Origin of the sequence: Caballeronia temeraria (assembly GCF_001544795.2) — a bacterium.
Classification (GTDB): Bacteria; Pseudomonadota; Gammaproteobacteria; order Burkholderiales; family Burkholderiaceae; genus Caballeronia; species Caballeronia temeraria.
This window is the reverse complement of sequence record NZ_FCOI02000023.1, coordinates 25930-51513: the sequence shown is the minus strand read 5'-3', so window position 1 is coordinate 51513 and position 25584 is coordinate 25930. Positions and strand designations below refer to the sequence as shown.

24 protein-coding genes are annotated in these 25584 nt (G+C 62.6%); 16 read left to right on the top strand and 8 right to left on the bottom strand.

The genetic code is table 11. From position 1 onward, the window contains the following. Window positions 1-75 precede the first annotated feature (75 nt). From AWB76_RS27060 to AWB76_RS27015, 10 genes are all read left to right on the top strand, one after another. Window positions 76-744, top strand: a complete 669-nt coding sequence (locus tag AWB76_RS27060) for a haloacid dehalogenase type II (protein ID WP_061163203.1) — start codon at window positions 76-78, stop codon at window positions 742-744. Window positions 745-772: 28 nt separating this feature from the next. After that, window positions 773-2047 carry an NAD(P)/FAD-dependent oxidoreductase gene (locus tag AWB76_RS27055; RefSeq protein WP_061163248.1) on the top strand — a complete coding sequence of 425 codons (1275 nt, stop codon included), beginning with the start codon at window positions 773-775 and terminating at the stop codon, window positions 2045-2047. Between the two features lie 80 nt (window positions 2048-2127). After that, on the top strand, window positions 2128-3750 hold the full coding sequence (locus AWB76_RS27050) for an ABC transporter substrate-binding protein (RefSeq protein WP_061163202.1): 1623 nt from the start codon (window positions 2128-2130) through the stop codon (window positions 3748-3750). A gap of 80 nt (window positions 3751-3830) precedes the next feature. Next, window positions 3831-4787 (top strand): ABC transporter permease, encoded by a 957-nt coding sequence (locus AWB76_RS27045; protein ID WP_061163201.1) that lies wholly within the window; start codon window positions 3831-3833, stop codon window positions 4785-4787. Beyond that, entirely contained in the window at window positions 4784-5716 is a 933-nt protein-coding gene (locus AWB76_RS27040) for an ABC transporter permease (RefSeq protein WP_061163200.1), read from the top strand. Before AWB76_RS27045 ends, AWB76_RS27040 begins: the two co-directional genes overlap by 4 nt. 20 nt (window positions 5717-5736) lie before the next feature. Continuing rightward, window positions 5737-7560, top strand: coding sequence for an ABC transporter ATP-binding protein (locus AWB76_RS27035; RefSeq protein ID WP_061163199.1), 1824 nt, complete (start codon window positions 5737-5739; stop codon window positions 7558-7560). Next, window positions 7557-7871 carry a (2Fe-2S)-binding protein gene (locus AWB76_RS27030; protein ID WP_061163198.1) on the top strand — a complete coding sequence of 105 codons (315 nt, stop codon included), beginning with the start codon at window positions 7557-7559 and terminating at the stop codon, window positions 7869-7871. Before AWB76_RS27035 ends, AWB76_RS27030 begins: the two co-directional genes overlap by 4 nt. Further along, window positions 7856-9244, top strand: coding sequence for an FAD/NAD(P)-dependent oxidoreductase (locus AWB76_RS27025; protein WP_061163197.1), 1389 nt, complete (start codon window positions 7856-7858; stop codon window positions 9242-9244). Before AWB76_RS27030 ends, AWB76_RS27025 begins: the two co-directional genes overlap by 16 nt. Then, entirely contained in the window at window positions 9241-10410 is a 1170-nt protein-coding gene (locus AWB76_RS27020; protein WP_061163196.1) for an NAD(P)/FAD-dependent oxidoreductase, read from the top strand. The genes AWB76_RS27025 and AWB76_RS27020 overlap by 4 nt, the downstream gene beginning before the upstream one ends. Further along, window positions 10407-10823: a helix-turn-helix domain-containing protein gene (locus AWB76_RS27015; protein ID WP_061163195.1), complete on the top strand. Its 417-nt coding sequence runs from the start codon at window positions 10407-10409 to the stop codon at window positions 10821-10823. Before AWB76_RS27020 ends, AWB76_RS27015 begins: the two co-directional genes overlap by 4 nt. Here AWB76_RS27015 and AWB76_RS27010 read toward each other — a convergent pair. Continuing rightward, complete coding sequence (locus AWB76_RS27010; protein ID WP_061163194.1) at window positions 10737-11708, bottom strand: LysR family transcriptional regulator; 972 nt, start codon at window positions 11706-11708, stop codon at window positions 10737-10739. The genes AWB76_RS27015 and AWB76_RS27010 overlap by 87 nt on opposite strands. A gap of 101 nt (window positions 11709-11809) precedes the next feature. Here AWB76_RS27010 and AWB76_RS27005 point away from each other — a divergent pair, with 101 nt between their 5' ends. From AWB76_RS27005 to AWB76_RS26980, 6 genes are all read left to right on the top strand, one after another. Continuing rightward, entirely contained in the window at window positions 11810-12886 is a 1077-nt protein-coding gene (locus tag AWB76_RS27005; RefSeq protein WP_061163193.1) for an ABC transporter ATP-binding protein, read from the top strand. Between the two features lie 72 nt (window positions 12887-12958). Beyond that, window positions 12959-13672, top strand: coding sequence for an HAD-IA family hydrolase (locus tag AWB76_RS27000; RefSeq protein ID WP_061163192.1), 714 nt, complete (start codon window positions 12959-12961; stop codon window positions 13670-13672). Window positions 13673-13674: 2 nt separating this feature from the next. Next, on the top strand, window positions 13675-14988 hold the full coding sequence (locus AWB76_RS26995; protein ID WP_061163191.1) for an NAD(P)/FAD-dependent oxidoreductase: 1314 nt from the start codon (window positions 13675-13677) through the stop codon (window positions 14986-14988). After that, on the top strand, window positions 14985-15896 hold the full coding sequence (locus tag AWB76_RS26990) for an ABC transporter permease (RefSeq protein ID WP_061163190.1): 912 nt from the start codon (window positions 14985-14987) through the stop codon (window positions 15894-15896). Before AWB76_RS26995 ends, AWB76_RS26990 begins: the two co-directional genes overlap by 4 nt. A 17-nt stretch (window positions 15897-15913) precedes the next feature. Then, window positions 15914-16702: an ABC transporter permease gene (locus tag AWB76_RS26985; protein ID WP_096031356.1), complete on the top strand. Its 789-nt coding sequence runs from the start codon at window positions 15914-15916 to the stop codon at window positions 16700-16702. Window positions 16703-16722: 20 nt separating this feature from the next. Further along, the gene (locus tag AWB76_RS26980; protein WP_061163189.1) at window positions 16723-18150 is read left to right on the top strand and encodes an aldehyde dehydrogenase family protein; all 1428 of its coding nucleotides are present in this window, start codon (window positions 16723-16725) and stop codon (window positions 18148-18150) included. On the opposite strand, the gene AWB76_RS26975 is transcribed toward AWB76_RS26980, so the two are convergent. The 7 genes from AWB76_RS26975 to AWB76_RS26945 form a co-directional block, all read right to left on the bottom strand. Then, the gene (locus AWB76_RS26975; protein WP_061163188.1) at window positions 18147-19850 is read right to left on the bottom strand and encodes a GMC family oxidoreductase; all 1704 of its coding nucleotides are present in this window, start codon (window positions 19848-19850) and stop codon (window positions 18147-18149) included. The genes AWB76_RS26980 and AWB76_RS26975 overlap by 4 nt on opposite strands. Before the next feature lie 7 nt (window positions 19851-19857). Next, window positions 19858-20919, bottom strand: coding sequence for an ABC transporter substrate-binding protein (locus AWB76_RS26970; RefSeq protein ID WP_061163187.1), 1062 nt, complete (start codon window positions 20917-20919; stop codon window positions 19858-19860). 194 nt (window positions 20920-21113) lie between these two features. Further along, a complete protein-coding gene (locus tag AWB76_RS26965; RefSeq protein ID WP_061163186.1) occupies window positions 21114-21458 on the bottom strand; it encodes a cupin domain-containing protein in 345 nt (114 codons plus the stop codon). 9 nt (window positions 21459-21467) lie between these two features. After that, the gene (locus AWB76_RS26960) at window positions 21468-22436 is read right to left on the bottom strand and encodes a M14 family metallopeptidase (RefSeq protein WP_061163185.1); all 969 of its coding nucleotides are present in this window, start codon (window positions 22434-22436) and stop codon (window positions 21468-21470) included. Then, window positions 22433-23905 carry an NAD-dependent succinate-semialdehyde dehydrogenase gene (locus AWB76_RS26955; RefSeq protein WP_061163184.1) on the bottom strand — a complete coding sequence of 491 codons (1473 nt, stop codon included), beginning with the start codon at window positions 23903-23905 and terminating at the stop codon, window positions 22433-22435. The genes AWB76_RS26960 and AWB76_RS26955 overlap by 4 nt, the downstream gene beginning before the upstream one ends. A gap of 17 nt (window positions 23906-23922) precedes the next feature. After that, window positions 23923-24987, bottom strand: a complete 1065-nt coding sequence (locus tag AWB76_RS26950; RefSeq protein WP_061163183.1) for a tartrate dehydrogenase — start codon at window positions 24985-24987, stop codon at window positions 23923-23925. A gap of 95 nt (window positions 24988-25082) precedes the next feature. Next, entirely contained in the window at window positions 25083-25580 is a 498-nt protein-coding gene (locus AWB76_RS26945; protein WP_061120865.1) for an Lrp/AsnC family transcriptional regulator, read from the bottom strand. Window positions 25581-25584 lie beyond the last annotated feature (4 nt).

Sequence of the window (25584 nt, the reverse complement as noted above, 5' to 3'; positions counted from 1 at the left end):
TCATTTTTGCCTTGTTTAAATTTTCTCAACACTTCGCTGTTTTTTGTTTAACCAACACACGACAGGACTGACACCATGATCGATTTCGAGCCGAAGTACATTACGTTCGACTGCTACGGCACGCTGACGAAATTCCGCATGGCCGACATGGCCCGCGAGATGTACGCCGACCGTCTGCAAGGCGACGACCTCGAGCAGTTCGTCAAGTTCTTCGCGGGCTATCGCCGCGACGAAGTGCTCGGCGCGTGGAAGCCTTATCGCGACGTGATCGTCAACTCGGTGCGCCGCGCATGCGAGCGCATGAACGTCGAATTCAACGAAGCCGAAGCCGAAAAGTATTACCTCGCCGTGCCGACCTGGGGCCCGCATCCGGACGTGCCGGAAGGCCTCTCGCGTCTCGCGAAGAAGTACAAGCTCGTGATTCTGTCGAACGCATCGAACGATCAGATTCAGAGCAACGTCGACAAGCTCGGCGCGCCGTTCCATCGCGTGTTCACGGCGCAGCAGGCGCAGTCGTACAAGCCGCGCATGCAAGGCTTCGAGTACATGTTCGACCAGTTGAACTGCAATCCGGAAGACGTGCTGCATGTGTCATCGAGCCTGCGCTACGACCTGATGACCGCACACGACATGGGCATCAAGCACAAGGCGTTCGTGAAGCGCGGCCACGAGCCGGGCACGCCGTACTACGAGTATTACGAAGTGGACACCATCGGCGATCTCGCCGGCCAACTCGGTCTGTGAGCGAAGCCCCTACACGCGAGCGATGCCGATGAAACTCGACTCTTACTGGCTCGACACCGCGCCCGCGATGATCTCGACGTGCGAAGGCCCGGCGGACGGTCAGGCCGACGTCGCCGTGATCGGCGGCGGGTTCACGGGTCTGTCGGCGGCGCTCGCGTTGGGCAAGCGCGGCGCATCGGTCGTCGTGCTCGATGCCGGGCGCATGGGCGGCGGCGCGTCGGGACGCAACGGCGGTCAGTGCAACACGGGCGTCGCGCAGGATTACGCGGCGCTGCGTTCGCAACTCGGCGTCGAGCGCGCGCAAGGTTGTTATCGTGCGTATGCGGCGGCGGTGAGCACCGTCGAGCGTCTGATTCGCGAAGAGAACATCGATTGCGACTATCTCGCATCGGGCAAGCTCAAGCTCGCCGCGAAGCCGCATCATCTCGAACACATCGCGACGACCGCCGATCTCATCCGGCGTGAAGTCGATCCCGACATCGAACTGCTCGATCGCGAGCAGGTCCGCAGCGAAGTGCAATCCGATGCCTTCTACGGCGGGCTTTTGCAACGTCATGGCGGACAGATGCATATGGGCAAGTTCGCCGTTGGCCTCGCGAACGCGGCGGCGAGACAAGGCGCGCGTCTCTACGAGCACGCCGAAGTCACGGCGATCACGAAGGAAGGCGGCGCTTATCGTATCGATTCGAAGCGGGGCACCTTGCGCGTGAAGCAGGTGCTGATCGCAACGGGACCGTCGAAGCATGGCCCGTTCGCGTGGTATCGGCGCAGGCTCGCGCCGGTCGGCTCGTTCATCATCGTGACCGAGCCGCTGCCTGCGGAACGATTGCAGCAACTCTTGCCGCAACGGCGCTCGTACACGACGAGCCGCCTCATGCACAACTATTTTCGCGTGACGCCCGATGCACGCTTGCTGCTCGGCGGACGCGCGCGTTTCACCGCGTCGGAGCGTCCATCGGATGCAAAGAGCGGACGCATTCTGCAAGCCAATCTCGCAGCGATTTTCCCGAGCCTGGCTGATGCGCGCATCGACTATTGCTGGGGCGGTCTCGTCGATATCACGGCGGATCGCCTGCCGCGCGCGGGCCAGCACGACGGCATCTATTTCTCGATGGGCTACAGCGGCCACGGCACGCAGATGTCGACACACATGGGCCAGATCATGGCCGACGTGATGAACGGCAACGCGGAGGCCAACCCGTGGCGCGATTTCGACTGGCCCGCGATTCCGGGTCATACGGGCAAGCCCTGGTTTCTGCCGCTCGTCGGCGCGTATTACTCGATCAAAGACGTGTTCTATTGATGTATCGAAAGCAAAAACAGACGGCCTTCAACCAATAAACAAGCCGTCGAACATCCACAGCCCCTATCGCGGAGAAGTTCATGAGCATCGACAAATCGCCTGAAGCACTCGTTCACGCCGATGCCGGCAAACGCCTCGAAGAACTGACGCGCCGTGGCGCGTCGCGACGCAACGTCCTTCGCGCGATGGCCGCGGGCGGACTCATGTCGATGACGGGCGCGGGGCTTCTCACCGCGAGCGGCGCGGCTTTCGCGCAGGACAAGCCGAAGCAGGGCGGGCGCATCCGCGTAGCGACGCAGTCGTCCTCCGCCGCCGATACGCTCGATCCCGCCAAGGGCGCGCTCGGCACGGACTACGCGCGTGCGTTCATGTTCTACAGCGGCCTGACCGAGCTGGACAATCATCTCGGCGCGAAGATGGCGCTCGCCGAATCGCTCGAGACGAAAGACGCGACCGTGTGGGTCGTGAAGCTGCGCAGCGGCGTGCAATTCCACGACGGCAAGTCGCTCGCGCCGCAGGACGTCATCTACTCGCTGATGCGCCATAAAGACCCGGCGGTCGGTTCGAAGGCGAAGACGCTTGCGGATCAGTTCAAGGACATCAAGGCGACCGGCCCGAACGAACTCACGATCACGCTCTCCGGCGCGAACGCGGACCTGCCGGTGATTCTCGCGGACTCGCACTTCCTCATCATCAAGGACGGCACGACGGACTTCAAGACGGCGGTCGGCACGGGCCCGTTCAAGCTGAAGGAATTCGCGCCGGGCGTGCGCACGGTCGGCGTGCGCAACGAGAAGTACTGGAAGCCGGGCATGCCGCATCTGGATGAAGTGGAGCTGATCGGCATCGCGGACGAACCCGCGCGCGTGAATGCGCTCATGTCGGGCGACGTGCAGCTCATCAACGCAGTGAGCGCGCGTTCGACCGACCGCATCAAAGGCACGCCGGGCTTCACGGTGCTGGAAACGAAGACGGGCCAGTACACCGATCTCATCATGCGCGACGATGGCGGCATCACCGGCAATGCGGATTTCCGCCGCGGCATGATGTACCTGATGGACCGCGAGCAGATGCGCAAGACGATCTTCCGCGGCTATGGCGCGATCGGTAACGATCAGCCTATCGATCCGAGCAACAAGTACTACATGGCAGGTCTGCCGCAACGCGGCTTCGATCCGGACAAGGCGAAGTTCCACTTCCAGAAGGCGAAGCTCGGCAGCACGCCGATTCAGGTGTACGCGTCGCCGGCGGCGGAAGGTTCCGTCGAAATGGCCGTGCTGATGCAGCAGGTCGCGCCGCAAGCGGGCATCAATCTGCAAGTGACGCGCGTGCCGTCCGACGGCTACTGGTCGAATCACTGGATGAAGCATCCGCTCGGCTTCGGCAACATCAATGCGCGCCCGAGCGCGGACGTGATCTTCACGCAGTTCTTCAAGTCCGATGCGCCGTGGAACGAAGCGAACTGGAAAAGCCCGCAGTTCGACCAGATGCTGGTCGCCGCGCGTGGCGAGCCGGACGATGCGAAGCGCAAGAAGATCTACGGCGACATGCAGGAACTCGTGCATTCGGATGGCGGCATCGGCATTCCGATGTTCCAGAGCTCGCTCGATGCGCATACGACGAAGCTCAAGGGCCTGAGCGGCATTCCGCTCGCGGGTCTGATGGGCTGGATGTTTGCGGAGAACGTGTGGCTCGAAGCCTGAGCGTGATGTAGCCGCGGACGTGCGTCGCGTTCACCCGCGCGGCGCACGATGTCAACCCTTCAAACGAGAGGCGATATCCGATGAAAGCTCATGCGCAACGACTCATCGCCGCGCGCCTCGGCCTCGCGCTGCTCACGCTCCTGATCGTGTCGATGATCGTGTTCGGCATCACCGGTCTCTTGCCGGGCGATGCCGCGCAGCAGGCGCTCGGTCAGGCAGCGACGCCCGAACAGGTGGCGGCGCTGCGGCATCAGTTCGGCCTCGATCAGCCTGCCGTCACGCGTTATCTGCAATGGCTGCTGCACGTGGTGACGGGCAACTTCGGCACGTCGTTGTCGAACAATCTGCCGGTCAGCGAACTCATCTCCACGCGTCTGCCGAACTCGCTCGTGCTCGCGGGATTGACCGCGCTCGTGTCGGTGCCGCTCGCGTTGTTCATCGGCATTGCATCGGCGATGTATCGCGGCTCGCTGCTCGATCGCGCGCTCAACGTGCTCACGCTGTCGACGGTCGCGGTGCCCGAGTTTCTCGTCGCGACCATCGCCGTGCTGATCTTCGCGGTGAAGCTGCGCTGGCTGCCGGCGTTGTCGTATCTGTCGGATGTCTCGTCGTTCGGCGCGCTCGTGCGCACGTATGCGATGCCGGTGATGACGCTGTGCTGCGTGATCGTCGCGCAGATGGCGCGCATGACGCGCGCCGCCGTGCTCGATCAGCTCAATGCATCGTATGTGGAGATGGCCTTGCTCAAAGGCGCTTCGCCGATGCGCGTCGTGTTGCGGCACGTGCTGCCGAACACCATCGGGCCGATCGCCAATGCGGTCGCGCTGTCGCTGTCGTATCTGTTCGGCGGCGTGGTGATCGTCGAATCGATCTTCAACTATCCCGGGCTCGCGAGCCTGATGGTCGATGCCGTCACCAATCGCGACATGCCGCTCGTGCAGGGCTGCGTGATGGTCTTCTGCGCGGCTTATCTCGCGCTCGTGCTCATCGCCGATCTGGCTCAGATCGTCTCCAACCCGAGGCTGCGTCAACGATGAATCGGAACGTCTCTTCTCACGCCACGACCGTGCTATACGATCAACCGCCCGCCGACGCGCCGCAGGAGCAGGCGCCCGTGGTCGTCAGACGCGGCCTGTTGAGCCGGCTCGTCAGCCGCTTTTCGGTGCTTGGGCTGATCGGCCTTTTCATCGTCGTGTTCTGGCTCGCCATTGCGTTCATCGGGCCGGTGGTCGCACCGTATAAAGGCGGCGCATTCACGTCGACGGAAATCTTCGGCTCGTACAGCGCGGCGCATCTGCTGGGCACCGACTATCTCGGCCGCGACATGCTGAGCCGCATTCTCTACGGCACGCAGTACACGGTCGGTCTCGCGCTCGCAGCGACGGTCGCCGCGAGCGTCATCGGCACGTTCTTCGGTCTCGTCGCCGCCGTGTCGGGGCGCTGGGTCGATGAAGTCCTGAGCCGCCTGTTCGATGCGCTCATCTCGATCCCGAGCAAGATTCTCGCGCTCGTCGTGATCGCCGCATTCGGCTCGTCCATCCCGATGCTGATGATGGTCGCCGCGCTCGCGTACATTCCCGGTGCGTTCCGCATTTCGCGTTCGCTCGCGGTGAACATCATGACGCTCGAATACGTGCAGGTGGCGAAAGCGCGCGGCGAGAAGCTCTTCTATATCGCGCGCGTGGAAGTGCTGCCCAACATGATTCATCCGATGCTCGCGGACTTCGGCCTGCGCTTCGTGTTCATCGTGCTGCTGCTCTCGGGCCTGAGCTTTCTCGGGCTTGGCGTGCAGCCGCCGAACGCGGACTGGGGCTCGCTCGTGCGCGAGAACATTGGCGGCCTGGCGGAAGGCGCGCCCGCCGTCCTGATGCCCGCGGTCGCCATCGCGACGCTGACGGTAGGCGTGAATCTGCTCATCGACAGTTTGCGTCGTCATGGCGCGCGTTCGCATGGAGGCGGCCAGTGAATACGACAACGAGCACTAACATGATCGAAGTGAAAGGCCTGCGCGTCGTTGCAGGCGCGGCGCCGGACCCCGTCATCGAGATCGTGAAGGGCGTCGACTTCACGGTGAAGAAGGGCGAAGTGCTCGCGCTGATCGGCGAGTCGGGCTCGGGCAAGACGACCATCGCGCTCGCGCTGCTCGGTTATGCGCGCGGCGGTTGCTCGATCGCGGGCGGCTCGGTGAAGATCGGCGACACGGACGTCTTGTCGCTCGATGCGAAGGGCCGCCGCGCACTGCGTTCACGCACGATCGCATATGTGGCGCAGAGCGCATCGGCGGGCTTCAATCCGGCGCGCACGATCATGGATCAGGTCACCGAGCCCGCGTTGCTGCACAAGCTCATGACGCCGGCTGTGGCGCGCGAGAAAGCCATCGGCCTGTTTCGCTCGCTGGCGTTGCCGAATCCCGAGACGATCGGCGATCGATATCCGCATCAGGTGTCGGGCGGTCAGTTGCAACGACTGATGGCGGCGATGGCGTTGATCACCGATCCCGCTGTCGTCGTTTTCGATGAACCGACCACCGCGCTCGACGTGACTACGCAGATCGAAGTGCTCGCCGCATTCAAGGGCGTGGTGCGCGAACTCGGAACGACGGCCGTGTACGTGTCGCACGATCTCGCTGTGGTCGCGCAGATGGCGGATCGCATCGTCGTATTGAATGGCGGACGCGTGCGCGAAAACGGCGCGACCGCGCAAGTGCTCGATGCACCCGCCGATGAATACACGCGTCAATTGCTCGCGGCGCGGCGCCGTCCCGAAGTCGAGCTCGCGATGCCCGATGAAACGCGCGACGTGCCGCTGCTCGAAATCCGCAATCTGAGCGCGGGCTATGGACGTGTCGATGCGAACGGCATGCCCGCCGTGCGCGTGCTCGATGACGTGAGCCTCAAAATCGAGCGCGGCGCCACGCTCGGCGTGATCGGTGAATCGGGTTCGGGCAAGACGACGCTCGCGCGCGTGATCGCGGGTCTGGTCGATCGTGCGCGCGGCGACGTGCTGCTCGATGGCAAGCCCTTGCCCGCGAAGTTGTCGGAGCGCACGCTGGAGCAATATCGTCGTGTGCAGATTGTGTTTCAGAACGCGGATACCGCGCTGAACCCGAGCCGCACCATCGCCGATATCCTCGCGCGGCCGATGAATTTCTATCACGGCCTGCGCGGTGCGGCGGCACAAAAGCGCATGCTTGAACTGCTCGATCTCGTGAAGCTGCCGGCATCGATTGCAAAGCGTCAGCCGGGCGGTTTGTCGGGCGGACAGAAGCAGCGCGTGAATCTCGCGCGTGCGCTGGCGGCGAAGCCTGAACTCATTCTCTGCGATGAAGTGACGTCCGCGCTCGATACGGTCGTGGGCGCCGCGATTCTCGATCTGCTCGCGGAACTGCGTCGCGAACTGAATGTGTCGTACATGTTCATCAGTCACGATATCTCGACGGTGCGCGCCATTTGCGATGAAGTCATCGTGCTGTATGCGGGCCAGTGCGTCGAAGCGGGACAGCGCGATGCGCTTTCGCATCCACCGTATCACCCGTACACGGGTTTGCTCGTCGATTCGGTGCCCGCATTGCATCCCGGCTGGCTGGATTCGCGTCGCGCGATGGCGCTCGGCGCGTTGCCCGTGCTCGGACCGGAAAGCGATGCGCCCGAGCTGTGCAGCTTCCGTTCGCGCTGCGCTGCGCGTATCGACGGCAAGTGCAACGTGACGCCGCCCGCGAAGAAGACGCTACCCTCGGGCGCGCAGATCTTGTGTCATCACAGCGCCGACGATCTCGCGCGCATGCAGTCGACGGAAACGGTGACGGCATGAGCGGACGTTTCGTGAGAGTCGCGGAGCACGGGCGCAGGACGTTCGAAATCGTCATCGACGGAAGGCGCGCGCTTGCATCCGAAGGCGACACGCTGATGGTCGCGTTGCTCACATCGCAGGAAGCCTTGCGCGATTCCGAGTTCGGCGATGGCCGGCGCGCGGGCTTCTGCGTGATGGGTGCATGCCAGGACTGCTGGGTGTGGACCGCGGACGGCGAGCGTGTGCGCGCATGCACGACACCGGCGGCCGAAGGCATGTCGATCATCACGCGTCTCGCGCAAGCACAGGAGGGCGTATGGCCGCGACTGTGATCGTGATCGGCGCGGGACCGGCGGGCGTGCGCGCGGCGCAGGCGCTCGTCGAAGCGGGCCTGCGCCCCATCGTCATCGATGAAGGCAGGCGCGATGGCGGGCAGATTTATCGTCGTCAGCCAGAAGGATTCACGCGCACATACGAGACCTTGTACGGCACCGAAGCGCCACGCGCGCACGCGTTGCACGAAGCGTTCGATGCGCTGCGCCCGAAGATCGACTACATGCCCGATACGCTCGTGTGGAACATCGAAGCGAATGCGTTGCATACCATGAGTGGCGCGCGTCATCGCAGGCTCGCGTTCGATGCGCTCATCATTTGCAGCGGCGCGACCGATCGCCTGATGCCTGTTCCCGGCTGGCATCACGCAGGCGCGTATAGCCTGGGCGGTGCGCAGGTCGCGCTGAAATCGCAGGGCTGCGCGATCGGCTCGCGCGTCGTGATGATGGGCACAGGGCCGTTGCTCTATCTCGTCGCGGCGCAATACGTGAAGGCGGGTGCGACGGTCGCCGCCGTGCTCGATACATCGACGTTCGCGCAACGCGTGCGCGCGTTGCCGCAATTGCTCGCGATTCCATCGACGTTGAAGAAGGGCATCGCGTTGATGCGTGTGTTGAAGGACGCGCGCGTGTCGGTTCATCGCGGCATCACGCCGGTGGAAATTCGAGGAACGCCGGAGCGTGGCGTGCTAGGCGTGCGCGTGAGGCAGGCCGATGGTGCGATGCTCGACGTGAAGTGCGATGCCGTCGCGCTCGGCTATCACTTGCGTTCCGAGACTCAACTCGCCGATCTCGCGGGCTGCGAATTCCGCTTCGATCAGGCGTTGCAGCAATGGCTTCCGATCACCGATGAAGACGGCCGCAGCAACGTGAAGGGTGTCTATCTCGCAGGCGATGGTGCGCGCGTGCGCGGTGCCGATGCAGCGGAGAGCGCGGGACGTCTCGCGGCGTTAGCGGTGTTGAAAGACATCGGCATGACGCGCAACGAGGACGAAGCCAGCAAGCTGCGCATGCAACTGTCGCGCTTCACGCGCTTCGCTGCTGGCTTGCGCGCCGCGTTTCCGTGGCCCGCACGATTCGCCGCTGCATTGCCGGATGACACCATCGTGTGCCGATGCGAATCGATCACGGCGGGCGAGTTGCGCCGCGTCGTCAACGATATGGGCGCGCAGGAAGCGAACCGCGCGAAGGCCTTCTCGCGCGTCGGCATGGGTCGATGCCAGGGCCGCTTCTGCGCGCATGCGGGCGCGGAAGTCATCGCGGCCGAAGCACGCGTGCCGCTCGAAGCTGTCGGCCGTTTGCGCGGCCAGGCGCCGGTCAAACCTCTGCCGATGGCGCTCGCGCCGAACAAGGACATGGAGACGAGCGAATGAGCAAGCGCGCCGATGTGATCGTGATCGGCGGCGGTATCGTCGGCACGACGACCGCTTTCTTCTTGCGTCGCCGCAAGCGTTCGGTGATTCTGCTTGAACGGGGCCTCACGGGACAGCAAGCGAGCGGCGTGAACTTCGGCGGCGTGCGTCGGCAAGGCCGCGCGCTCGAACAACTCGCGATGTCGAATCGCGCGCTGCAAACGTGGCGGCGTTCGCGCGAATTGCTCGGCGAGGATGTCGAGTTCCTGCCATCGGGACATACGCGCGTGTGCTATCACGCGCATGACGCGGAGTACTTTCATCGCTATGCAGCCGATGCGCGCGCCTACGGTCTCGATCTCGAAGTGCTCGAAGGCGCGGCCATGTACAAGCGCTTTCCTTTCCTCGGCCGCGACGTGCTCGCTGCATCGATTTCGCCGCTCGATGGCCACGCGAATCCGCGTCTCGCCGCGCCCGCGTTCGGACGTGCGGCGGCGCGGCTCGGTGCAGGCATCGTCGAGAACACGGAAGTCGTGCGTGTCGAAAAGGAAGCGGGCGGCTTTCGCGTGGAGACCGCAACGGGCGATGTTTATCGCGCGGAGCAAGTGCTGATTTGCGCGGGTGCGTGGGCCGATACGCTATCGACGCAATTCGGCGAACCCGTGCCGCTCGTCGCGCGCGGCCCGCAAATGGCCGTCACGGAACCCGTGCCTTACGTCTTCAAATACTCGATGGGCGTGTACACGTCGATCAAGGAAGAAAGCGTCTATTTCCGGCAAGTGGAGCGCGGCAATATCGTGCTCGGCGGCGGCCCGCCCGGTCCCGCCGATGCAGGCACGCGGCGCGCATCGGTTTTGCCGGAGAACACCGTCGCGCAGATGGCGCAGTTCTGCCGCATGGTGCCCGCCATGCGCCCGCTGCATGTGATTCGCGTATGGAGCGGCGTGGAAAGTTATCTGCCGGATTCTGAGCCGGTGATCGGCCCAAGCTCGAAAGCCGATGGTCTTTTCTATGCGTTCGGCTTCAGCGGATCGGGCTTTCAGATCGGACCGGGCGTGGGCGAAACGCTCGCCGAATTGCTCGATACGGGCAGCACGCCGATCGATCTCTCATCGTTTTCCATCAGACGATTTCAGCGCGCTTCGTCGACGCACGCCGAATCCATCACATCCGAGACTTCGCCATGAGCCAAGCCAATCTGGTCGACGCGCGCGCCTATATCGAAGCCAATTTCGACAAGACCGTGAGCCTTGCGCAACTCGCGGATCTGTCGGCGTTGAGCGTGTCGCGTTTCGCGACTGTATTTCGCGAGCAATTCGGGCTTTCGCCGTACAAGTACTTGTGCGAGTTGCGCGTGCGGCGCGCGCAGACCTTGTTGCTTGCAGGCGTGCCGGGATCGGTCGTCGCGACGGAAGTGGGTTTCTTCGATCAGAGTCATCTGGCGCGGCATTTCAAGCGCTTTTGCGGCATGACGCCGAGCGCTTTCGTCGAGCGGGCGCGCAGAAAGGCGCGTTCAGCCAAGCCCGACGCCGGTTTGTTGAAGCGCGTCGCGCAATCCCAGCCGCGGGTATTTGCTTTCGACAGTGCGCATGTCGCTTAACGCTTCCTGAATGATCCACTCACGCACGCTGGCGACGATGGGCCGCATCGGCTTGTTCGGCGGCGTGAGCAGGCAGCAGCGCCGGCTCGTGACGATCAGTTCTTCTTCGGCCGGCACGAGCGCACCTTGCGCAAGCCAGTGCGATGTCACGTTCAGCCATCCAAGCGCGACGCCTTGTCCGAGCAATGCCGCCTGCACGACGATGGCGTAATCGTTGAAGCGCAACATGCCCGCTGCATGACGCTCCTTTGAAGCGAATGCATGAAAACGCTCGTGCCAGCCGCGTTCTTCATCATCCATCACGATGACCGTATCGCCATGCTCGCGCGCCGCGTCCGCTTGCGCGAGTTCGTGATAGCGCGGATTGCACAGCGGCAAGAGCGTTTCGGGCATCACGAGCACCGCGTGTTCGTCGATCTCTTCATCGTGCACAAAGCGCATGCCGAGATCGACATCGACGAGCGGCCCGCCGATACGCCCGGATATCAATTGAAACCGCAAATCGACGGAAGGAAACGCCTGATTCAGACGGCTCATGCGCGGCATGAGCCAGTGCGTCGTGAAGCCAGTGGACACCGAAAGCGTGACCGTTTCGATGCCTGTCGCGCGCGCTTCGATTTCGCGGATCGCGCTTTCGATGCCGCTAAAGCCTTCGGAAATCTTGCGATAAAGAATCTCGCCGCTTTCCGTCAGTTCGATACCGCCGCGCACGCGCTCGAAAAGCCGCACGCCGATATGGTCTTCCATGCGCGCGAGCATGCGGCTGACGGCGGGCTGACTGACATAAAGCTCTTGCGCGGCGCGCGTGAAATTACCGCAGCGCGCGGCCGCCTCGAACACGAAGAGCGCATTGGCGCTCGGCAGTTTCTTGCGAAGGTTTGGCATGACTTCATGTTATGCCCGATCCAACAATTTTGGAATTGCCGTCAAAAACATCGCGACTTAGTATTTTCCCAACCTCTCTCTTCTTCGACGAGACGAACGACATGGACGCACGCGCTAAAACCGGAGTGTCGATCAGGTCAGCGACCAAGCGCTACGGCGCGCTGACCGCGCTCGATGACGTGTCGCTCGATATCGCGCCGGGCGAATTCGTCTCGCTGCTCGGGCCTTCGGGTTCGGGCAAGACGACGCTGCTGGGCATTCTCGGCGGCTTCGTGCAACCCACATCGGGAAGCGTGTGGGTCGGCGAGCGTGACATTACATTTGCGCCGCCGCACAAGCGCGATATCGGCATCGTGTTCCAGAACTACGCGCTCTTTCCACATATGACGGTGGGCGAAAACGTTGCGTTTTCGTTGCGCGCGCGTCGCGAGCCGAAATCGACATGGGCGAAACGTGTCGCCGATGCACTCGCGATGGTCGAGCTAAACGGCTACGAAAGCCGCGGCATTCATCAGCTTTCCGGCGGACAGAAGCAACGCGTGGCGCTCGCGCGCGCGATGGTGTTTCAACCGCAACTCATTCTGATGGACGAGCCGTTGTCCGCGCTCGACAAGCAATTGCGCGAGACGATGCAGATCGAATTGCGCAGACTGCATCGACAGCTTGGCGCGACCATCGTCAACGTGACGCACGATCAACGCGAAGCACTCACGATGAGCGATCGCGTCGCCGTGCTGAAGGACGGCAGGCTCGTGCAGATCGACACGCCCGAGCGTTTATACGATCGTCCTTGCGATGCATTCGTCGCGAGCTTTATCGGCGAAGCGACGATGCTCAACGTCACGCGCGCCGGCGACGATGCCGTGCGTCTCGGCGATACGGTCCTGCGCACCGCGCATCCCTTGCCGCGCGGCGAAAAGTTACTGCTCGCGGTGCAGACGGAAAAGCTCGTCATCGACGGCGAGAACCATCATGCGAATGCGAACCGCCTGTCGTGCCGCGTGACCGAAGTGCTTTATCAGGGCGAGAGCCTGCGTGTGTTCGCCGCGCTCGCCGACGGCACCGCGATCAGTCTTCGCCAACCCGGCAGCCATGAGGCGCGCAAGCGCATTCCCGCGCCGGGTGCGTCGATGACGGTCGCGCTCGATCCGCAAGACACGATCGTCGTGTCGGCCTGATTTCTTTTCACCGCCTGTGCACGGGCGATTTCGACTGCAAACGTAGTTACGCAACCGGTAAAGGATGAAGCAATGAATCTCACCGATTTCAAGGTCCTGACGTTCGATGTCGTCGGCACGCTGATCAACTTCGAAAAGGGCGTGCTCGATTCAGTGCGCCGTCTGGGCGGACCGAAGGCGAAGGACCTCACTGACGACCAGATCTTCGAGCCATACATGGAAGGACGCGCGAAGTATCCGGGCCGGTCGAGTCATGAGATGGCGAACGTGTATCTCTATCTCGCGAAGCAACTCGGCCTGCCCGACGATGCGCAATCCGCCGCCGCATTTCAACGCGATGTGCTCGAATGGCCCGCATTCGAAGATTCGGTCGCCGCATTGAAGCGTCTGCGCAAGCACTTCCGTCTCGTCGCGATGACTAATGCGGATCGCGTTGCGTTGTCGGCGTATGCGCACACGCTCGGCGATCCGTTCGACGATACCGTCTGCTGCGATGAAACCGGCGTCGCCAAGCCGGACCCGCAATTCTTCGCTTATAACCGTGGACGTCAAGCCGCATTCGGCTACAAGTTCGAGGAGATTCTGCATACGGCGCAGAGCCAGTATCACGATATCGGCATCGCGACGAAGCTCGGCTATTCGACATGCTGGATCGAGCGCCGTCAGGGCATGAAGGGCTTCGGCGCGACGCCGGTGCCCGAGACCGTGACCGCGCCGACGTGGAAGTTCGCGACGCTTGCCGCGCTCGCGGATGCCGTCGACGATGAAGTGCGCGCCGCCGCATAACGATGCGCGCCCCGACGACACCATCACGCCCGCAACCGGACTCGCTGTGGCGGGCGATGGCCGCGCCGCAGAGCACGGGCGCGCCGCTCGCACGCGATATCGCCGTGGACGTGGCGATCATCGGCGCGGGGTATTCGGGCTTGAGCGCCGCCTATGCGCTGCAAAAGCGCGGCGTCGAATGCGCGGTGCTCGATGCGAATCCTGTCGGCTGGGGCGCGAGCGGGCGCAATGGCGGCGTGGTGTCGTCGAAGTTTCGCCTCTCGTTTCCGACGATAGCGAGCACGCACGGCATCGATGTCGCGAAGCGCATGCATCGGCTCGCGCATGATGGCGTGCGCACGGTTGAGGCGTTCATCGACGAATTCAAGCTCGAACGCGCGCGATTCGAGCATACGGGCAGCCTGCGTTGCGCGCATACGGAACGCGCGCTCGCGTCGATATGCGCGGAAGCGGACTGGGTTCGCACGACGCTCGACGATACGTCGATGACCGTGCTATCGCGTGCCGAAGTGGAACATGAGACGGGCTCGAAGGGCTTTGTCGGCGGCGTGTTGAGCGCGGATGCGGGCACGATACTGCCGCTCGAATACGTACGCGGTATCGCGGCCGGTCTGAGGGCGCGCGGCGTGCCGATCTACGAGACGACGCCTGTCATCGACATGTCGCGCGAACGGGGCGGCCGTGTGCTCTTGAAAGCGCCCGGTGGCACGGTGCGCGCGAAGCAGGTCATCGTCGCGACCAACGCGTATTCGAATCTCACCGATGCAACGGCTTCGTATCATCGCGAGCTCGTGCCCTTCAGAAGCGCGATGATCGCGACCGCGCCGCTATCGCCGGAAGTCGATGCGCAGTTGATGATCCATCGGCGCAGCTACACCGAAACGCGCCGCATGATGAAGTGGTTCCGCAAGGTCGATGGCCGCATGTTGTTCGGCGGACGCGATGCGTTCGGCAAGGAAGGCGAGCCGACCGGCTTCGATGCGCTGCAACGCGCGATGGTCTCGCTCTTTCCGCAACTGCGAGACGTGGCGGTGGAATATCGCTGGTCGGGTTATGTCGGCATGACCTTCAATGCATTGCCGCATGTGGGCCGCAGCGACGATGCGACTACGTTCTGTCTCGGCTACAACGGCGCGGGCGTCGCGATGGCGAGCCTGATCGGCCGGCACGCCGCGGCGCTTGCATTGGGCGAAAAGCCGGAGCTTGCGTTGCTCGCGCAAGATGGCCTGCGGCCCGTGCCGTTTCACGCGTTGCGCGCGCCGGGCGTGAGGCTCGTCGCCGCGTGGTATCAGTTTCTCGACGCCGTAGGTGCATGATGACCACAGCCAAACGGATTCTCCAGGACACCGCCGTGATGCAATCCGCGACCATCGATCCATCGGTGCGCCATCAGCGTCGCGAAGACCGCACGATGCTGCTGTTGATGGCGCCTGCACTGCTGGTGGTCGTCGTGCTGCTCGTGGTGCCGCTCGCGTGGCTCTCGTGGCAGTCGTTCTATCACGATGGCGTGTTCTCGCTCGTGAACTACAAACGCGTCTTTACCGGCGCATATCTCGACACGTTTCTGCTGACGTTCAAGCTCAGTTTCATCGTGACGGCCATTGCGCTGCTGCTCGGCTATCCGGTCGCTTATTTCGCGGCGTCGATATCGCCGCGATGGAGCGCGCTCGTGCTCGGCATGGTGATTCTGCCTTTCTGGACGAGCGTGCTCGTGCGCACGTATGCGTGGCTCGTGCTGTTGCAGCGTACGGGTCTCGTCAACAAGGCGCTGCTCGGCATGGGTTTGATCGATCGTCCGTTGCAGCTTTCCTATAACCAGTTCGGCACGATCATCGCGATGGTGCATATCCTCTTGCCGTTCATGGTGCTGCCGCTCTATTCCGCGATGCAAAAGATTCCGCCGAATCTCTCGCAGGCAGGCGCGAGTCTCGGCGGTTCGCCCGTGCATGTGTTCTTGCGTGTGTTTCTTCCGCTCTCGATGAGCGGAGTGCTCGCGGGCGTCACGCTCGTCTTCGTGCTGTGCCTCGGCTTTTACATCACGCCTGAACTGATGGGCGGCGGCAAGTCGATGATGGTATCGATGATCGTGAGCCGCAACGTCGAGATCTATAACAGTTGGGGCGCGGCAAGCTCGGTGAGCGTGGTGCTGCTGATCTGCGTGTTCGCGATCTTCTATGGCGTGAGCCGCGTGATTCCGCTCGAAAAGACGTTGGGAGCGAAATGATGCAAATGAGAAATACGATGTCCTTTGGCCGCGTGACGCTCGGCGCGTCGGTGATGCTGATTCTCGCGTTTCTGATGATTCCGGTCGTCATCGTCGTGCCGCTGTCTTTCTCCGACGCGCGCTTCCTCACGTTTCCGCCGCCTGCTTATTCGCTGCGCTGGTATCACGCATTCTTCGACAACCCGGCGTGGATCGATGCGGCGAAAACGACCTTCGCAGCATCGACGTGCGCGGCGCTCATCGCGACACCGCTCGGCATCGCGGCGGCATACGGCATTCAGTATGGATCGCACGGGTCCTTGCGTTACATGCGCACGTTGCTGATGCTGCCGTTGATGGTGCCGATCATCATCGTCGCGGTGGGCGTGTTCTTCGTCTTTACGCAGATGGGTTATGTGAACACGCTCGGCGGTCTTATCATCGCGGATACGATGCTTGGTTTGCCGTATGTGCTGATTTCCGTCGGCGCAGATTTGCGCACGTTCGATCGCACGCAGGAGATGGTCGCGCGCAGTCTCGGTATGAATCGCTTTCGTGCATTCATGGCGGTGACGCTGCCGCAGATTAAAGCGAGCGTGATTTCAGGTGCGGTATTCGTGTTCATTCAGGCGCTCGATGAAACCGTCGTTGCATTGTTCATTTCGGGCGGCAACAATCAGACGCTCACGCGCCGCATGTTCGTCACGTTGCGCGATGAAATCGATCCGACCATCGCCGCCATCAGCACGATGTTGACGGCGCTGACCTTGTGCCTCGTGATGATCGTCGTCGTGAGCCGGCGCTCGTCGGCGGCGGCGCGAGTCTGAATCTTCCACAACTAAAAGTTATGCGACATCTACAGCAGTTCTATATCGACGGCGAATGGATCGAGCCATCCGGCAGCACGCGTTTGCCGGTCATCGATCCGTCGACGGAAGAAACGATCGGCGAAGTCGCGCTCGGCGATGCACGCGATGTCAATCGTGCGGTCGCGGCGGCGCGACGCGCGTTCGCCTCGTTTTCGCAGACGAGCGTCGAAGCGCGCGTGGCATTGCTCAAGCGCTTGCTCGAAGCGTATGTGGCGCGTTACGACGAGATGGCCGACGTCATCTCGCGCGAAATCGGCGCGCCGACGAAGCTCGCGCATGCGTGGCAGGCCGCGCTCGGCAAGCGGCATATCGAAGAGACATTGCGCACCGTCGAGACCTTTCCGTGGCAGCGCAAGAAGGGCACGACGCTCGTCAATCACGAACCCGTGGGCGTGGCCGCGCTCATCACGCCGTGGAACTGGCCGATCAATCAGATCGTCTGCAAGGTCGCGCCGGCGATCGCCGCCGGTTGCACGGTCGTGTTGAAGCCGAGCGAAGTATCGCCGATGAACGCCGTGCTCTTCGCCGAGATCATCGATGCCGCCGGCGTGCCCAAAGGCGTCTTCAATCTGATCAACGGCGATGGCCCGACGGTCGGCGCTGCATTGAGCGCGCATCCGGATGTGGACATGGTGTCGTTCACCGGATCGACGCGCGCGGGCATTGAAATCGCGAAACTCGCTGCACCGACTGTCAAGCGCGTGCATCAGGAGTTGGGCGGCAAGTCGGCGAACATCCTGCTCGACGATGCCGATTTCGAAGCCGCCGTCACCGCCGGTGTGAATTCGTGCTTCAGCAACAGCGGTCAATCGTGCAATGCGCCCACACGCATGCTCGTGCCTGCATCGCGCCACGACGAAGCGGTGCTGATTGCGTTGCGCGCGGCGCAGAAGCATCGCGTGGGACCGGCCGGCGATCCGTCGACGACGATGGGCCCCGTCGTCAGCGACGTGCAGTTCGGGCGCGTGCAGCGGCTGATCGATATCGGCATCGAAGAGGGCGCGTCATTGGTGACGGGCGGGCCCGGTCGTCCCGATGGACTCGAACGCGGCTATTACGTGAAGCCGACTGTGTTCGCCAACGTGAATCCGTCGATGACTATCGCGCGTGAGGAAATCTTTGGGCCGGTGCTCGCGATCATGCCGTATCGCGATGAGGAAGAAGCGATCGCCATCGCAAACGACACGCCATATGGACTGGCGGCGTACGTGCAGTCGAAGGATCAGGAACGCGCGCGGCGTGTCGCGATGAGAATGCGCGCGGGCAGCGTCTATGTGAACTATCCGGCGTGGGATCCGGGCTCGCCCTTCGGCGGATACAAGCAGTCGGGCAACGGGCGCGAATACGGCGAGTGGGGACTGGAGGCGTTTCTCGAAGTGAAGGGCATCGTCGGTTACGGCGCTTAGTTCACGATGTGCGCGGCAGGTTCATGTTTGTCGAGGACCGTGCCGCGTAACGCATCCGCCACGCGCTCCGCGATCATGATCGTGGGCACATTCGTATTGGCGCACGGAATCGACGGCATCAGCGACGCATCGCACACATGCAGCCCTTCGACGCCATGCACCGCGCCGCGGGCATCGGTCACAGCGAACGGATCACTCGATGAACCCATCCGGCACGTCCCCGACGGATGCCACGTCCCACCCACATTGCGCATCACGAACGCTGTCATCGCGCGATCATCGGCGAGCAACTCGTCGATGCTTATGCCTTGCGTCACGACGCTTTTAATCAATGCAGCGCGCAACGGTCCGGCGATATCGAGCAATGCGCTCAACGCGCCGCGTTGCATTGCGTTCCATGTGCCCGGCACGGCCACCGCCGCCACGCGCGGCGAATAGCTCGACGGAAAGATCACGTTCATCGAAGCCGACGCGAGCGTCGAAGCGCCGAAGCGCAACGCGCGCTTGAGCCGTTCGAGATCGCGGGTATCGGAGAGCATGGCGAAATCGACGTTCGGTGCATCGAATGTATTCGCCGATGCCAGCGTCACGCGCCCGCGCGAATACGACTTGTTGACCCAGAAGAAGATCGTGCCGAGCCGATAACCCACCGAGTGCCAACCCGAGCGCGAAAGAATCGCGCCGTGCATGTCGCCCTGAACGGTGTTGGGCAAACCGGAAGAGAAGCGCACGATCGCCTGCTCGTGATGTTCATCGGGAAACGGTGTGCGTGCTGCGCGCGGGAGAAACGCGGACACGGCAATCGAAGGATGCTCCATCAGATTGCGCCCGACGCCCGCACGATCCGCGACCACGTCGATGCCGAGCGCCGCGAGCTCATCACCGGGGCCGATGCCGCTTCGCATCAGCATCGCGGGACTGTGAATCGCGCCCGCCGATACGATCACGCGATGCGCCTTCACCTCATCACGCGTGCCATCGGCGCGAACGATACGCGCACCGATTGCGCGCTTGCCATCGAACAGCACGCGCTCGACGATATCGCCCGTGCGTATCGTCAGATTGCTGCGTGCGCGCGCGGCATCGTCGAGATAGCAAATCGATGTCGGTATTCGTTCTCCATGGGCACTCACCGCGATCGAACCGATGAACGTGCCGTCTTCCCAAGGCCCGTTCTGATCGTCGTGCAATGCATGGCCGCTTTCGGCGAGTGATGCAAGCACCGCACGCACGAATGGCGAAATGCGCGGCCATGCCGTGCGTTGAATCCGCAAGGGACCATCGCTGCCGTGCAACGCGCCGCTGAAATCGCAGTCCGTTTCGAGCTTGCGAAAGTAGGGCAGACAGGTCTGCCAGTTCCAGCCCTCGGCGCCGAGCGTTTCCCATTCGTCGTAATCGGATGGCGAACCGCGATTGGCCATCAACGCATTGATCGCGGAACCGCCACCCAAAAGCCGTGCCTGTTCATAGCGTCGGAGCGCGGCGCGCTCGCTCATGCGCGCTTTCAATGTCTGCCAGATGTTGCGCGTGTCGAGATACGCGCGGCCCGGAAAACGGCTGCGTATCGCATCGGGCATCGTGTGCGCGGAGATATCGCGGCCCGCTTCGACGAGACACACCTTCGCGCGTGCGTCTTCGGATAGGCGCGCGGCCAGCACGCAGCCAGCCGAGCCGCCGCCCAGAATCAGAAAGTCGAACACGTCTGCGTTATTGCATGAACTTGAGCCAGCGCGCCTTCGCCTGAATGCCGGACTCGGAAGCCCACCATTCTTCCGACAGCAGCGCCTGCTTCGCGGCATTCGCGGGCGCGCTCGGCAATTCGGCGGCGCGCTTATCGGTGATCTTGCCGGTCTTGAATGCGGCCGGATTGCCCGGACCGTAATCGATATAGAGCGGCAGATTGGCCTGCAATTGCGGCGATACGGCCGCATTCAGGAAGCGCACCGCATCGTTCAGGTTCGGCGCGTTCTTCAGGATGCAAAGCTGCGTGTTCTGCAGAATGCCGTCGTTGAACGTAAAGGCGACGTCCGCATCGTCCTTCATCACGGCGCTCGCGCGGCCGTTCCAGATCATCGTCATGTCGACTTCGCCGTCATGCAGCAATTGCGCCGACTGCCCGCCGGACGTCCACCATACCGTGATATTCGGCTTGATCTCTTCGAGCTTCTTGAATGCGCGATCCACATCGAGCGGATACAGCTTGTCACGCGGCACGCCGTCCGCGAGCAGCGCGGCTTCGAGGACGGTCATCGGATCGTTGCGCAGCGCGCGCGTGCCGGGGAAGTTCTTCACGTCCCAGAAGTCCTTCCAGCTTTGCGGCACTTTCTTCAGCGTCTTCTTGTTATAGCCGATGACCGTCGAATAAAACTCATAGGCCACCGAATACGGCGTGCGATATTTTTCGGGGATGCTGGCGGCGTTGGGAATCTTCGAGAAATCGAGCTTTTCCAGCAGGCCTTCGCGACCGCCGCGCAAGCAGTTCGACGGGGGCGTATCAACGACGTCCCAGATCGGCTTGCCCGTCGCGCCTTGCGCCTTGATCTGCGGCCACGCATCCGGAATGCTGTCCTGGTTGATCGTGATGCCCAGCTCTTTCGCGGCGGGATCGAGAATCGCCTTGGTCTGCGCTTCCTGATATGCGCCGCCTTGCGATACGAACGTGATCTTGCCCGCCGCGAACGCGGGTGCCGCGCCCGCGATGGAAAGCAGCAATGTCATGGCCAGCGGGCGGACAGGCACATGCGGACAGCGGAACCTTGCAATCTTCATCACGGCGTTTTCCTCGACAAGGTTGAAGCAGTGGACGTCTTGCAGATCGCGGTCCCGTCATGCTTCGAACGAAGCCGGGGACGCGTGGATGACTAAAAATATATTGAGTCAAATACGCGGGGGCAACGCCGGAATTGTTGGAGTGACCATGACCTGATGTTATGTCAGTGCAATGGCCACACGTTGTCGCGCTTTTAGAAAATCACGTAGACCTTGCGCATGGTTTCATCGACTTCCCATGTGCCTTCCGTGTTTGCCGCGAAGAAGAGCGTGTCGCCGCCTGCGAAATGGATCGTGTCTTCGCCATCGGGCGTAAAGCGGCCGCTGCCCGCGAGAAAGTGCATTACTTCGGCCTCTTTTACCGAACGCCGATAAGTACCCGGCGTGCATTCGAATACGCCGGTGTCGATCGCTTCGCTGCCCGGAATCACTTTCTGCACGCCGGATATCTTGATCTCCTGCGTGCCCGGCAGTCCAGCGGTGCCCCAGTCTTCCAGTCCTTGAATCGCGATGCTCTGCCTGATCTGCTGAACTTTCATGTGTCGCCTTTAAGTGGATTGAATGCGTCGTTCGATCTTGCCGAGCCGCACGACCGTCACGCCCGGACGCAACTGCCGCAGCGACGGCATCACGAGCATGCAATCGTCATAGGGCGTCTTGACCGCTTCGCCATCCGACCAGCCGATCACGCTGCCCGCGTCAGGAAACACTTCGAGGCCGGTGTAGGCATCGGCGAAACGGAAGTCCATGCTCTTCGCGACGACCGGTTCCGTGACGCGCACGACGAGCATTTCCTGCGGCGACGGCCGAATCCAATCGGCGGGCACGTCTTCCTTATCGATAACGCCGGATAGCAGAAGAAAGCGCGCAGTCACATCGCGCGCAACCGTGACGGCGCTCGCTTCCCAGTGCTGTCCGCATTCGATGAGCAAAGCGTTCTTGCTGCTCGACGGATCGCTGAAGTCTTCGTAATCGCGCATACGCCGGCCTTCGGGATGGCCTTCGTCGCAGATCACGGTCGCCGGCGTGCCGAGCTTCGCGGACAATTCGATGCCTTTATCCAGCGGTCCCGCGACGATCAGCGGCTTGCTCTTCTCATGCATCGAATGAAGATCGAGCAAGAGATCCACCGTGTCGATGACGGGCCGCATCGCGCGGGCGCGGCGCAGTTCGCTTGAATCGCGAGACGTGTCGTTGAGCGCTTGTGCGGTCCATACGCGGTTGAAGTCCTGATCGACGAAACGCGAGGCATCGGGCTTGTCTGCATCGAAACGCGCGTAGGCGTCGACGTTCGCGAAGGCGAGCGTGAGCTTGCCGCGTCGAGGCCGCAACTGCGCACGCAACAAGGCATCGACGACGATCGCGCCGCACACTTCATTGCCGTGCGTGAGCGCGTTGATCATCACATGCGGACCGTCGATGCCCGAATCGAACGTATGCACGTACGGCACGCCCGCGTTGCCCGTTGCATGCGCGCCGATATCGGGGAACGTGATCTCGATCGGATACGCGTTCATTCGAGCCCGCCCTGGCAGAGATATTTGATCGAGAGGTAATCGTCGAGGCCGTACTTCGAGCCTTCGCGTCCATAACCCGATTCCTTGACGCCGCCGAACGGCGCGGCTTCACTCGATATCGCGCCTTCGTTGATGCCGACGAGACCCGATTCGAGCAGCCGCGACACGCGGTCGATGCGCTTCAGGTTCTGGCTATAGAAGTACGCTGCGAGGCCGAACGGCGTGTCGTTGGCGGCGCGGATCGCTTCGGCTTCGTCGTCGAAACGGAAGAGCGGCACGACCGGGCCGAAGGTTTCTTCGCAACTCAATTGCATCTCGGCCGTGGCATCGGTGAGCACGGTCGGCGCGTAGTAGTTGGGGCCGAGATCGGCAAGACGCTTGCCGCCCGTGAGGGCGCGCGCGCCATGTTTCACGGCGTCGCTCACGTGACGCTCGATCTTGTCGACCGCGCGTGCGTTGATCATCGGGCCGATCTGCGCATCGGGATCGGTTGCGGGGGCGACCTTCAATGCGGCGACGCGCTTCGCCAACAGATCAGCGAACTTGTCGTACACGGACGACTGCACATAGACGCGATTCGGGCACACGCAGGTCTGTCCGCCATTGCGGAATTTCGACGCCATGAGTCCCGTGACGGCAGCATCGAGATCGGCGTCGTCGAACACAATGAAGGGCGCATTGCCGCCGAGTTCCAGCGACAGCTTCTTCAACGTACCCGCCGATTCGCGCGCGAGATACTTGCCCACCGGCGTCGAGCCGGTGAACGTGATCTTGCGCACGCGGCCATCTTCGAGCCAGTCGGCGACCGCGTCCTGCGCGTTCTCGCGCGATGCGCTGATCAGATTCAGCGCGCCCGCCGGCACGCCCGCTTCATGCGCAAGCATCACGAGCGCGAGCGCCGTGAGCGGCGTATCTTCAGCCGGTTTGCCGATGACCGTGCAGCCCGCCGCGAGCGCGGGCGCGATCTTGCGCGCGATCATCGCGAGCGGGAAATTCCACGGCGTAATGGCCGCGACGATGCCAATGGGTTCCTTCACCGCGCTCATGCGCTTGCCGCGCTGCTGCTGCGGAATGATGTCCCCATAGATGCGCGTGGCTTCGTCCGCGAACCATGCGACGTAGGACGCGCCGTACATCACTTCGCCACGGCCTTCGGCGAACGGCTTGCCTTGTTCGAGCGAGATGAGACGCCCCAACGCATCCGCGTTCTCGACGATCAGCGCATGCCAGCGATGCAGCACCGCCGCGCGATCTTTCGGCAGCGTGTCGCGCCATGCGGGGAAGGCGCGCGCGGCGGCATCGGTGGCGGCGCGGGCATCGGCGGGGCCGCTGTCGGCCACTTGCGCGATGACGTCGCCCGTTGCGGGATCGGTGACGGCGAAGCGCTTGCCGCTTGCGGCGGGCACCCATTTGCCGTCGATGAAATTGTCTGCGCGAATCAGATCGCTCAGTTCGTATCGTTGCGTCATGATGGTCTCCAGACAGTTCAGGCGAGCAGTTGCGCAATGGCCGCGCCGACTTCCGTGGTCTTCGCCTTGCCGCCGAGATCGCCCGTATGCGGGCCTTCCTTCAATACCGCCGAGATCGCGGCGAGCATCGCATCGTGCGCTTTGCGCTCGCCGAGGAACTCGAGCATCATCGCCGCGGACCAGATCATCGCGACCGGATTGGCGATGCCCTTGCCCGCGATATCCGGCGCCGAACCATGCACCGGCTCGAAGAGCGACGGGAAGTTGCGCTCCGGATTCATGTTCGCCGAAGGCGCGATGCCGATGGTGCCCGTGCATGCCGGGCCGAGGTCCGAAAGAATGTCGCCGAAGAGATTGGTTGCGACGACCACATCGAAGCGATCGGGGCTCAGTACGAAACGCGCGCACAGAATGTCGATGTGCTGCTTGTCCCATTTGATCTCGGGATATTGCGCGGCGATTTCGGCGGCCCGCGCATCCCACCACGGCATGCTGATCGAAATGCCGTTGCTCTTGGTCGCGACGGTGACTTTCTTTTCGCGCCCTTGGGCGAGATCGAACGCGAACTTCAAGACGCGTTCAGCGCCCTTGCGCGTGAAGATCGAGGTCTGCGAGACGAACTCGCGCTCGGTGCCTTCGAACATCGTGCCGCCGACCGACGAATACTCGCCTTCGGTGTTCTCGCGCACGATCATGAAGTCGATGTCGCCCGCCTTGCGATTCGCGAGCGGCGAGGGCACGCCGTCGAAAAGACGGGCGGGGCGCAGATTGATGTATTGGTCGAACTCGCGCCGGAACTTGAGCAGCGAGCCCCACAGCGAGATATGGTCGGGCACGGTGTCGGGCCAGCCGACCGCGCCGAACAGGATCGCATCGGTGTCTTGCAGTTGCGCCTTCCAGTCGTCCGGCATCATCTGGCCATGCTGCGCGTAGTAATCGCAACTCGCCCACTCGATATGCCGGTACTCCAGTTCGATACCGAAGCGCTTGCCGACGGCGTCGAGCGCGCGCAATGCTTCGGGCATCACTTCCTTGCCGATGCCGTCGCCCGGAATCACGGCAATACGATATTTGCTGGACATGTGCTACTCCGCGTGAAAATGATCGACGATAAAAAGCACGCACGTGCATAAAGCGCATGCGTCCATTCGAGGCAAACGAGTCAGAGGCGCGCGCCTCAGTGATGATGCTGCGAGAAGAGCGTTTCGAGAGGATAGTGCGTCTTGACGAACGACGTCTTGATGATGACGTAGCTGAAGTACTTCTCGATGCCGATGCCGCGCTCCAGCAGCCCTTCGATGATGCTTTGATAATGGCTTACGCTGCGCGTGACGAACTTGAGCAGATAGTCGTAGCCGCCGCTCGCGAGATGACATTCGACGATCTCGTCGACATCTTTCACCGCGTTCACGAAGTTGATGAAGTCTTCGCGGCGATGATCGGCGAGCGTGACTTCGGTAAAGACCACCTGAACGTCGCCGAGCTTTTCGAGCTGAATCTGCGCACCGTATCCGACGATATAACCCGCCTTCTCCAGCCGCTTCACACGAATCAGGCAAGGGCTGGGCGAGAGGCCGACCGCATCGGCGAGTTCCACGTTCGTGATGCGCCCGCGCTTCTGCAATTGCGAGAGGATACGCAGATCGATTCGGTCCAGCTTGCTGTCGGTGCTCATCGCG